The sequence below is a fragment of the Pseudomonas sp. 5P_5.1_Bac1 genome, from assembly GCF_025466015.1.
Lineage (GTDB): Bacteria > Pseudomonadota > Gammaproteobacteria > Pseudomonadales > Pseudomonadaceae > Aquipseudomonas.
The window spans coordinates 74,113-84,351 of the sequence record NZ_JANLNX010000011.1 but is presented as its reverse complement, the minus strand read 5'-3'; the positions used below and the strand labels follow the sequence as shown (position 1 = coordinate 84,351).

At 64.0% G+C, this 10,239-nt stretch carries 8 protein-coding genes and 1 pseudogene; 5 read left to right on the top strand and 4 right to left on the bottom strand.

Features of this window, described 5'->3' with window-relative positions; translation table 11 throughout:
• Together NTD82_RS02340 and NTD82_RS02335 are read left to right on the top strand one after the other, a co-directional pair.
• Positions 1-143, top strand: a pseudogene (locus NTD82_RS02340) (DNA polymerase Y family protein); the annotation flags it as partial.
• On the top strand, positions 119-3,220 hold the full coding sequence (locus tag NTD82_RS02335; RefSeq protein ID WP_262127622.1) for an error-prone DNA polymerase: 3,102 nt from the start codon (positions 119-121) through the stop codon (positions 3,218-3,220). The pseudogene NTD82_RS02340 and the gene NTD82_RS02335, both read left to right, overlap by 25 nt.
• A gap of 3 nt (positions 3,221-3,223) precedes the next feature.
• On the opposite strand, the gene NTD82_RS02330 is transcribed toward NTD82_RS02335, so the two are convergent.
• Positions 3,224-4,045, bottom strand: a complete 822-nt coding sequence (locus NTD82_RS02330) for an aldo/keto reductase (protein WP_262127621.1) — start codon at positions 4,043-4,045, stop codon at positions 3,224-3,226.
• Between the two features lie 39 nt (positions 4,046-4,084).
• Positions 4,085-4,981, bottom strand: coding sequence for a LysR family transcriptional regulator (locus NTD82_RS02325; RefSeq protein WP_095157225.1), 897 nt, complete (start codon positions 4,979-4,981; stop codon positions 4,085-4,087).
• 131 nt (positions 4,982-5,112) lie between these two features.
• Here NTD82_RS02325 and NTD82_RS02320 point away from each other — a divergent pair, with 131 nt between their 5' ends.
• Entirely contained in the window at positions 5,113-5,811 is a 699-nt protein-coding gene (locus tag NTD82_RS02320; protein ID WP_095157226.1) for a CoA transferase subunit A, read from the top strand.
• Positions 5,812-5,847: 36 nt separating this feature from the next.
• Positions 5,848-6,504 carry a CoA transferase subunit B gene (locus NTD82_RS02315; RefSeq protein WP_095157227.1) on the top strand — a complete coding sequence of 219 codons (657 nt, stop codon included), beginning with the start codon at positions 5,848-5,850 and terminating at the stop codon, positions 6,502-6,504.
• Positions 6,505-6,717: 213 nt separating this feature from the next.
• Here NTD82_RS02315 and NTD82_RS02310 read toward each other — a convergent pair whose 3' ends face one another.
• Positions 6,718-7,644 carry a LysR family transcriptional regulator gene (locus tag NTD82_RS02310; RefSeq protein ID WP_095157228.1) on the bottom strand — a complete coding sequence of 309 codons (927 nt, stop codon included), beginning with the start codon at positions 7,642-7,644 and terminating at the stop codon, positions 6,718-6,720.
• A 138-nt stretch (positions 7,645-7,782) separates the two neighbouring features.
• Here NTD82_RS02310 and NTD82_RS02305 point away from each other — a divergent pair, with 138 nt between their 5' ends.
• Entirely contained in the window at positions 7,783-9,012 is a 1,230-nt protein-coding gene (locus tag NTD82_RS02305) for an acyl-CoA dehydrogenase (RefSeq protein ID WP_095157229.1), read from the top strand.
• A gap of 107 nt (positions 9,013-9,119) precedes the next feature.
• Here the strand turns inward: NTD82_RS02305 and NTD82_RS02300 are convergent, their stop codons facing one another.
• Positions 9,120-10,115 carry a TerC family protein gene (locus NTD82_RS02300; RefSeq protein ID WP_262127620.1) on the bottom strand — a complete coding sequence of 332 codons (996 nt, stop codon included), beginning with the start codon at positions 10,113-10,115 and terminating at the stop codon, positions 9,120-9,122.
• Between the last annotated feature and the right edge of the window lie 124 nt (positions 10,116-10,239).

Here is a 10,239-nt window from a genome sequence, read left to right as displayed (position 1 = left end):
AGCGCATCGAGTCCGGCTGGTGGGACGGCGGCGATGTGCGGCGCGATTACTACCGGGTCGAAACCGATAGCGGCCTGCGCGGCTGGGCCTACTTTCACAGCGGCGAGCGCGATGTGCTGTGGCTGCAGGGCTGGTTCGCATGAGCATGGGGTATGCCGAGTTGCACTGCCTGTCGAACTTCAGTTTCCAGCGCGGCGCGTCCAGCGCCCAGGAGTTGTGTGGCCGCGCCCGGCAACAGGGTTATCAGGCCCTGGCGATCACCGACGAGTGCACCCTCGCCGGTATCGTCCGCGCCTGGCAGGCGGCGCATGAGGTGGGGCTGCCGCTGATCGTCGGCAGCGAAATGCGCGTCGAGAATGGCCCGAAGCTGGTGCTGTTGGTAGAGAACCTGTGCGGTTACCAGCACCTGTGCGGCCTGATCACCCGGGCCCGGCGGCGGGCGGAGAAGGGCAGCTATCGGTTGCTGCGCGAGGATTTCGACAATCCTCCGGAAGGCCTGCTGGCGTTGTGGGTTCCGGATGATCTCGACGATCCGGCGCCGGGCCGCTGGTTGCGCGAGGTGTTCGCTGAACGCCTGTGGCTGACCGTGCAACTGCATCACGGCCACGACGATCGTCAGCGTCTGGAGCGCTTGCTGGCGCTGGCCACGACCCTGGGCATTCCGGCGGTGGCCAGCGGTGATGTGCACATGCACGCTCGCGGTCGACGCGCCTTGCAGGACTGCATGACCGCCATTCGCCATCACACCACCGTCGCGGAAGCCGGGCACCGCCTGTTCGCCAATGGCGAGCGGCACCTGCGCAGCCTGCCGCAACTGGCGGCGCTGTACCCGTTTGCGTTGCTGGAAGAAAGCACGCGGATCGCCGAGCGCTGTCACTTCGACCTCAAGCGTGACCTGAAATACCACTACCCCCACGAAGTCGTGCCCGCCGGCTACAGCGCCAGCGCCTGGTTGCGCGCGCTGTGCGAGCGGGGCATCCCCCGGCGCTGGCCGCAGGGCATCGGTGTCAAGGACCGCGAGGCGCTGGAGCACGAGCTGGAACTGATCACCGACCTCAACTACGCGTCCTATTTCCTGACGGTCCACGACATTGTCCAGTTCGCCCGCGAGCGAGACATCCTCTGCCAGGGTCGGGGTTCTGCGGCCAACTCGGTGGTGTGTTTCGTGCTGGGTATCACCGAGCTCGACCCGAGCCGGAGCAATCTGCTGTTCGAGCGTTTCCTGTCCCGCGAGCGCAACGAGCCGCCGGATATCGACGTGGACTTCGAGCACGAACGCCGCGAGGAAGTCCTGCAATACGTGTTCAACCGCTATGGTCGCCATCGGGCGGCGTTGACTGCGGTGGTCAGTAGCTACCACGCCGCGGGCGCGGTGCGGGACATCGGCCGGGTGCTGGGCCTGCCGCCCGACCAGCTCGGCGCCCTGGCCGATTGCTGCGGGCGCTGGAGCGATCGTGTGCCGTCCGCCGAACGCCTGGTCGAAGCCGGTTTCGATCCGGACAGCCCGCTGCTGCACCGGGTGCTGACTCTCACCGGCGAGCTGATGGGTTTCCCTCGGCACCTGTCCCAGCACCCTGGTGGTTTCGTCATCAGCGAGCAGCCGTTGGACACCCTGGTGCCGGTGGAAAACGCAGCGATGGAAGGGCGCACGGTGATCCAGTGGGACAAGGACGACCTCGATGCCGTCGGTCTGCTCAAGGTCGATGTGCTGGCCCTCGGCATGCTCAGCGCCTTGCGCCGTTGTTTCGACCTGTACGCCTTGCATCGCGGCCAGCGCCTGACCATTGCCAGCATTCCCGCCGATGACGCGCCGACCTACGACATGATCAGCCGCGCCGACACCATCGGCGTGTTCCAGATCGAGTCGCGGGCGCAGATGGCCATGTTGCCGCGATTGAAGCCCAGAAAGTTCTACGATCTGGTGATCCAGGTGGCGATCGTCCGGCCGGGGCCGATCCAGGGCGATATGGTTCATCCCTTTCTACGGCGACGTAACGACAAGGAGGAAGTGACGTATCCGTCCCTCAAGCTCAAGGCGGTATTCGAGCGCACCTTGGGCGTGCCGCTGTTCCAGGAGCAGGTCATGTCCCTGGCCATCGTCGCCGCCGACTACACCCCCGGCGAAGCCGACGAACTGCGCCGCTCCATGGCCGCCTGGAAGCGCCACGGCGGTCTGGAACCCCATCGCCAGCGGCTGACCGAAGGCATGCTGAGAAACGGCTACGACCTGGCGTTCGCCGAGCGCATCTTCGAGCAGATCAAGGGCTTCGGCAGCTACGGTTTTCCCGAGTCCCACGCCGCCAGCTTTGCCTTGCTGACCTACGCCAGTTGCTGGCTGAAGTGCCATGAGCCGGCGATCTTCGCCTGTGCGCTGATCAACAGTTGGCCGATGGGGTTCTACAGCCCCGACCAGATTCTGCAGGACGCGCGCCGCCACCGGATCGAGACCCGTCCGGTGGATGTGCATCACAGCCATTGGGATTGCACCCTGGAACCGCGCGAAGACGGTCAGTTGGCGCTGCGCCTGGGCTTGCGCCAGGTACGCGGGTTTCGCCAGGACGATGCCCTGCGTCTGGTGCGGGTGCGGGAAGAACGGGGTTTTCGCGATGTCGCCGACCTGTGCCTGCGCGCCAGCCTCGACGGTCGCGCCCGTGACCTGCTGGCCGATGCCGGTGCCCTCGCGGCGCTGGCCGGGCACCGCTATCAGGCGCGCTGGGAGGTGGCGGCGGTGCAGGCGCAATTGCCGCTGTTCGCCGGCATCGAGCCCACCGCCGAAGCGCCCGTCGAGTTACCTGCGCCGAGCATCGGCGAAGACCTGTTCGCCGATTACCAGAGCGTGGGCACCACCTTTGGCCCACACCCGCTGTCGTTGTTGCGTCGACGCCTGACGGGGCTGGGTTGTCGCAGTTCGCAGGGGCTGGAGGGCGTAGCCCATGGTGATGTGATCAGCGTGGCGGGTCTGGTGGTGGGCCGGCAGCGACCGCAGACCGCCAGCGGCGTGACCTTCGTCACCCTGGAAGATGAGTTCGGCATGCTCAATGTGGTGGTCTGGCGCGACCTGGCCGAGCGTCAGCGGCGGGTGCTGGTGGGGGCGCAATTGATGCGGGTGATGGGCAAGCTGGAGTTTGCCGACGGCGTGCGCCATCTGATCGCCCGCCGCCTGGAAGATCTCAGCCCGCTGTTACACGGGCTGGATGTGCGCAGCCGGGACTTTCACTGAGCCTCAGACCATCGCCAGGCGCTGCTTGCGGGTCGGCGCAGGAAACGCCTGGTCGATGGCGTGCAGGTCTTCGGCGCGCAAGGTCAGGTTGGCCGCGGCGGCATTGAGCTGGACATGGCGCGGCTCCACCGCCTTGGGAATGGCGATCACCCCGTCCTGGCGGGTGACCCAGGCCAGGCACACCTGCGCCGGCGTGACGCCATGGGCTTCGGCGATCTGCGTCAGCACCGGGTGGCGCAGCAGGCGGCCTGCCTGGGCCAGCGGGCAGTAGGCCATGACTGGCACCTGATGCTCGCGGCACCACGGCAGCAGGTCGAACTCGATGCCACGTTGCTCGGGGTTGTACAGCACCTGATTGGTGGCGCAGGTCGGCTGATCGAGTTCACGCATGTCGTCAGTGTCGAAGTTGGACACGCCCCAGCGCCCGATCTTGCCGGCGTCGCGCAGTTGCTCGAAGGCTTCGACGGTTTCTTCCAGCGGGTACTGACCGCGCCAGTGCAGCAGATAAAGGTCGATGTGCTCGGTGCCGAGGCGCTGCAGGCTGCGTTCGCAGGCGGCGATGGCGCCTTTGCGGCTGGCGTTGTGCGGGTAGACCTTGCTGACCAGGAATACCTTGTCGCGACGGCCAGCCAGCGCCTGGCCGACCACCTTTTCCGCGCCGCCTTCGGCGTACATCTCCGCGGTGTCGATCAGCGTCAGGCCGAGGTCGATGCCCTGTTGCAGGGCTGCGACTTCACGCGGGCGCTGGCCAGGGTCCTCGCCCATGTACCAGGTGCCTTGGCCGATGATGGGCACCTGTTTGTCGCCGAGCGTTGTGTTGCGCATGGTTGAACATCTCCTTCTTGAGTGTAGTGGGGCCGCACATCACACCAGCGCGGGCTCCTTGATCTGTTCCATCAATACGTCCAGCACCGCCTGCGCCGCCGCCGACAGCTTGTGGTCCGCCAGCAGGATCACCCCGATCCGCCGCTCGATACTTGGTGCCACCAGCGGCACGCATTGCGCCCCCAGCTCGCGCATCTGGCCGATGCACAAGGCTGGCACCGCGCTGACCCCCAACCCATTGGCGACCATCCGGCCAATCGTGGACAACTGATGGCTCTCGAACGCCACCGCCAGCTTGCCGTGGTCCGCCGCCACATGCCGTTCCAGCAGCAGGCGCACCGCCGAAGGACGTTGCAGGGTGATGAAATCTTCCTTGAGCAGCTCTTGCCAGCGCACCTGTGGCTGCTGTGCCAACGGTGAGTCGGTTGGCACCACCGCGACGAAGCGGTCCAGGTAGAGCGGCTTGAACAGCAGCGGTTCGCTGGTTTCCGGCTCGAAGCCGATACCCAACTCGACCCGCCGATGGCGCACCAGTTCCAGCACTTGTTCGTTGATCACGTCATGCACGGTGACGTTGACCCGCGGGTAACGCTCGCGAAACACCTTCAAGACTGGTGGTAGCAGGTTACCGGCGAAGGCCGGCATGGCGGCGATGGACACCCGCCCCAGTTGCAGGGTGAAGCGCTGGCGCAGCAGCTCTTCGGTGTTGTCCCAGTCGGCCAGCAGTTGCCGGGCCAACGGCAGCAGGACTTCGCCCTCCGGGGTCAGGCTGACGCTGCGCGTGGTGCGGCTGAGCAGGGTGCCGCCCAGGTGTTCTTCCAGGCTCTTGATGGTCAGGCTCAGGGCTGGCTGCGACAGGTGCAGGTGCTCGCCGGCCTGGGCAAAGCTCTGGTAAGTGGCGACGGCGACGAAGGCACGCAATTGCTTGACGTTCATGGGATTGTTTTAAAAACCAAATCAATCGATGAGAAAAACAAAATTAACAAATAAGTCGCCAGGGGAGAAGATGCCGACAGACGCTTCCCGACACGCTGTCGGGCTCTTACAACGACAAAAGGCGGATCAGCATGGCCGGACTGGACAAGCGCGTAGCAACCTATGAACAGGCCCTCGAAGGCCTGACCGACAACATGACGGTACTGGCGGGTGGTTTTGGCCTGTGCGGCATCCCGGAAAACCTCATCGCTGAAATCAAGCGCCGCGGCGTCAGCGGCCTGACCGTGGTTTCGAACAACTGCGGCGTTGATGGTTTCGGTCTGGGCGTGCTGCTGGAAGACCGCCAGATCCGCAAGATGATCGCCTCCTACGTTGGCGAAAACGCCGAGTTCGAGCGCCAGTTGCTCAGCGGCGAGCTGGAGGTGGAACTCACCCCGCAAGGCACCCTGGCCGAGAAAATGCGCGCTGGCGGCGCCGGTATTCCGGCCTTCTACACCGCCACCGGCTACGGTACGCCGGTTGCCGACGGCAAGGAAGTGCGCCAGTTCAACGGCCGCAACTACATCCTCGAAGAAGCCATCACCGGTGATTTCGCCATCGTCAAAGGCTGGAAAGCCGACCACTACGGCAACGTGGTCTATCGCAACACCGCACAGAACTTCAATCCGCTGGCGGCCACCGCCGGCAAGATCACCGTGGTCGAGGTCGAGGAAATCGTCGAGCCGGGCGTGCTGCTGCCGAGCGAGATCCATACCCCGGGCATCTACGTCGACCGGGTCATTGTCGGCACGTTCGAAAAGCGCATCGAAAAACGCACGGTCAAAGCCTGACCCGTCCTTGCACAGAACAACAAAGAGATCCTGACCATGGCACTTACCCGCGAACAAATGGCCCAGCGCGTCGCCCGCGAACTCAAGGACGGCTACTACGTCAACCTCGGCATCGGCATCCCGACCCTGGTGGCCAACTATGTCCCGGCTGATATCGACGTGATGCTGCAGTCGGAAAACGGCCTGTTGGGCATGGGCGAATTCCCTACCGAAAGCCAACTCGATGCCGACATGATCAACGCCGGCAAGCAGACCGTGACCGCCCGGCGTGGCGCGTCGATCTTCAACTCCGCCGAGTCCTTCGCCATGATCCGTGGCGGCCATGTCGACCTGACCGTGCTTGGCGCGTTCGAGGTGGATGTGGAAGGCAACATCGCCTCGTGGATGATCCCCGGCAAGCTGGTCAAGGGCATGGGCGGGGCGATGGACCTGGTGGCGGGCGCCGACAACATCATCGTCACCATGACCCACGCTTCCAAGGACGGCGAGTCCAAGCTGCTGCCGCGTTGCAGTCTGCCGCTGACCGGTGCCGGCTGCATCCGCAAGGTGCTGACCGACCTGGCTTACCTGGAGATCGAGAACGGCACTTTCATCCTGCGCGAGACGGCGCCGGGGGTGAGTGTCGAGGAGATTATCGAGAAGACTGCGGGCAAGCTGATCGTGGCGGATGATGTGAAGGAAATGACCTTCTGATTTTGTAGGGGCTTTCGGGCCTCATCGCTGGCAAGCCAGCTTCCACAACTACAGCGCTGTTCTGACGATCTGCGATGCCCGTGGGAGCTGGCTTGCCAGCGATGAGGCCCAAAGGCCAGCGAATACACACCGGGTTGTAAATGCACTCGCGGGGCCGGCCCGGGACAAGGAACCACGCACTCCTTGCCCCGAACCGACCCCGCGATTGTTTTTCTACGCCTTCACATCCCGCTCATCCTGCGCCACCACCGCCTGGCACAACTCGATCATCTGCTCGCGCATCCAGCGGTTGGCCGGGTCCTGGTCGGTGCTTTCGTGCCAGTACAAATGGGTTTCCAGCGGCGGCACGTCATTCACCGGCAGGCTCGCGTAGTTGAGGTTGTGCCGACGGGCGAAGCGCTCGGGCACGGTCATGACCATGTCGGTCTGCTGCAGCACCTGCGAGGCCATCAGGTAATGCTGCGAACGCAGCGCGATCCGCCGTTGCAGGCCCATCTTGCCCAGCGCCAGGTCGACATAACCCAGGCCGTTGCGGCGGCTGGAAATGTGGATGTGGGTCAGGCTCATGTACTCGTCGAGGCTGATCTTGTCCTTGGCCATCGGGTGGCCCTGGCGCATGGCGCACACGTATTGGTCCTGGATCAACTTGACATGGCGCACCTGCGGGTCGGTGTTGAGCGGCGCATCGACGGCGAAATCCAGGCGGCCAGCGGCCAGTTCCTTGGTGGTTTCGCGGCGTTTGCACAGGAAACTCTCGATCACCACCGCCGGCGCCAGGCGCCGCAAGCGCTGGAACAGCGGCGGCAGAACCACCGCCTCGGTGAGGTCGGTCATGCTGATGCGGAAGGTCTTGTTGGCCTGCAGCGGATTGAAGATGCGGCTTTCCTGCACCGACACCCGCAGCAGCGACAGCGCGTTGCGCACCGGACCGATGATGTTCTGCGCCATGGGCGTCGGCACCATGCCCTGGGCAGTGCGCACGAACAGCGGGTCATTGAAGGTTTCGCGCAGGCGGGCGAGGGCGTTGGACACCGCCGGCTGGGTGATGCCGACGATCTGCCCGGCGCGGGTCAGGTTGGCTTCGGTGTAGATGGCATCGAAAACGATGAACAGATTGAGGTCGACCTTGCTCAAGTTCATGGCACTGCTCTTGTTGGCGTTATGGGGTCGATCATATATCGGTTATGAATGTTTATACACGCCGAAAATAGACTAGGTGGATTTTGCCCGGTGATCTAGCATCGATTCCAGATCCCTTTCACGAAGAAGGTACTGCTCATGGATTTCGCCTACTCACCCAAGGTCCAGGCCCTGCGCGAACGTGTCACTGCGTTCATGGACGCCTATGTCTATCCCGCTGAACCGGTGTTCGAGCAACAGGTCGCCGAGGGCGATCGCTGGCAACCGACCGCGATCATGGAAGAACTGAAGAACAAGGCCAAGGCCGAAGGCCTGTGGAACCTGTTCCTGCCCGAGTCGGAACTGGGCGCCGGGTTGACCAACTTGGAGTACGCGCCGCTGGCGGAAATCATGGGCCGTTCGTTGCTGGGGCCGGAGCCGTTCAACTGCTCGGCGCCGGACACCGGCAATATGGAAGTGCTGGTGCGCTACGGCAGCGCCGAGCAGAAGCGCCAGTGGCTGGAGCCGCTGTTGCGCGGTGATATCCGCTCGGCCTTCGCCATGACCGAGCCGGACGTCGCGTCGTCCGACGCCACCAACATGGCCGCCCGCGCGGTGCGCGATGGCGACGAGTGGGTCATCAATGGCCGCAAGTGGTGGACCTCCGGCGCCTGCGACCCGCGCTGCAAGGTGATGATCTTCATGGGCCTGAGCAATCCGGAAAACCCGCGCCACCAGCAGCACTCGATGATTCTCGTGCCCACCGACGCGCCCGGCGTGACGATCGTCCGTCCGCTGCCGGTGTTCGGTTACGACGACGCGCCGCACGGCCACGCCGAAGTGCTGTTCGAGAACGTGCGCGTACCGTATGACAACGTGATCCTCGGCGAGGGCCGTGGTTTCGAAATCGCCCAGGGCCGCCTTGGCCCGGGCCGTATCCACCACTGCATGCGTTCGATCGGCATGGCCGAGCGGGCGCTGGAACTGATGTGCAAGCGCTCGGTGGAGCGCACCGCTTTCGGCCGGCCACTGGCGCGGTTGGGCGGCAACGTCGACAAGATCGCCGACTCGCGGATGGAGATCGACATGGCCCGCCTGCTGACCCTGAAAGCGGCGTACATGATGGACCACGCGGGCAACAAGGTGGCCCGTAGCGAAATCGCCCAGATCAAGGTGGTGGCGCCGAACGTGGCGTTGAGGGTCATCGACCGGGCGATCCAGATTCACGGTGGTGCCGGGGTTTCCGCCGACTTCCCGCTGGCCTACATGTACGCCATGCAGCGCACCCTGCGCCTGGCCGACGGCCCGGATGAAGTGCACCGGGCGGCGATCGGCAAGTACGAGATCGGCAAGTATGTGCCGAAGGAAATGCTGCGCGGCAGTCACTGATACGTTCAGCAAGTACTTGTCGCTCTGTTGGCCTTATCGCTGGCAAGCCAGCTTCCACACAGTCCAAAGTCTGTGGGCGCTGGCTTGCCAGCGATGAGGCCATCTGTTCAATGCTCTTTCTGCGGCTCCTTCTCATCCCGCGTCTTGAACAACGACAACACCACCCCGCCCGCCAGCAACCCGAACGTCACCCCCAGCGACAACAGCGCCGGAATCTTGCCGATGAACCCGTGCAGGAAAATCTTGCCGCCAATGAAGATCAGCACCAGCGCCAACGCGTACTTCAGGTAGACAAACCGGTGCATCAACGCCGCCAGGGCGAAATACAACGCGCGTAGCCCGAGGATCGCGAAGATGTTCGAGGTGTAGACGATGAACGGGTCCTGGGTGATGGAGAAGATCGCCGGCACGCTGTCCACGGCGAACACCAGATCGGCCAGTTCGATCAGCACCAGGGCAAGAAACAGCGGCGTGGCGTAGCGGATCGCCTTCGATTGCCCCGCCGGCACCAGGCGCACGAAGAAGCGCGCACCGTGCAACTGGTCGGTGACCCGCACATGCTTGCGGATGAATTTGATGAAGGGGTTGTTGGCCAGGTCAGGGTGCGACTCCTGGCGGCTGAACAGCATCTTCACCCCGGTGATCAGCAGGAACGCGCCGAAAATATAGAGGATCCAGTCGAACTCCTTCACCAGCGCGCTACCGACGCCGATCATGATCGCCCGCAACACCACCACGCCGAGAATGCCCCAGAACAGCACGCGGTGCTGGTAACGCCGGGGGATGCCGAAAAAGCCGAAGATCATCGCCATGACGAACACGTTGTCCATCGACAGCGACTGTTCCACCAGCAATCCGGTGTAGAACTCCAGGGCACTCTGGGCGCCCAGTTCGTACCAGATCCAGCCGCCGAACATCACGCCGACGCTGAAATAGCCGGCATACAGCAGCAGGCTTTCGCGCATTTCGATTTCATGCTGGTCGCGGTGCAGCACCCCGAGGTCGAAGACCAGCAGGGCGATGACGATCACGATAAAGGCCAGCCAGAGCAGGCTGCTGGTGCCGAGGAATTCGGCGCTGAAAAAATCTTGCAGAGCTGTCATGAGCCCCTCCCGATGTCGTAGTTGGCAAGCAACTGTGACTCCGACATGGCGGTTGGCGACCGTCAGAGGGGCCCGGCGTCACAGGTTCCAGCCTAGTTGCCGGACACGGGGCGGGGCGGGCGAG

Coding starts and splice junctions, on each gene's coding strand:
- NTD82_RS02330 (WP_262127621.1), bottom strand. CDS start 4,045: ATGCGCAACACAACGCTCGGCGACAAACAGGTGCCCATCATCGGCCAA.
- NTD82_RS02325 (WP_095157225.1), bottom strand. CDS start 4,981: ATGAACGTCAAGCAATTGCGTGCCTTCGTCGCCGTCGCCACTTACCAG.
- NTD82_RS02320 (WP_095157226.1), top strand. CDS start 5,113: ATGGCCGGACTGGACAAGCGCGTAGCAACCTATGAACAGGCCCTCGAA.
- NTD82_RS02315 (WP_095157227.1), top strand. CDS start 5,848: ATGGCACTTACCCGCGAACAAATGGCCCAGCGCGTCGCCCGCGAACTC.
- NTD82_RS02310 (WP_095157228.1), bottom strand. CDS start 7,644: ATGAACTTGAGCAAGGTCGACCTCAATCTGTTCATCGTTTTCGATGCC.
- NTD82_RS02305 (WP_095157229.1), top strand. CDS start 7,783: ATGGATTTCGCCTACTCACCCAAGGTCCAGGCCCTGCGCGAACGTGTC.
- NTD82_RS02300 (WP_262127620.1), bottom strand. CDS start 10,115: ATGACAGCTCTGCAAGATTTTTTCAGCGCCGAATTCCTCGGCACCAGC.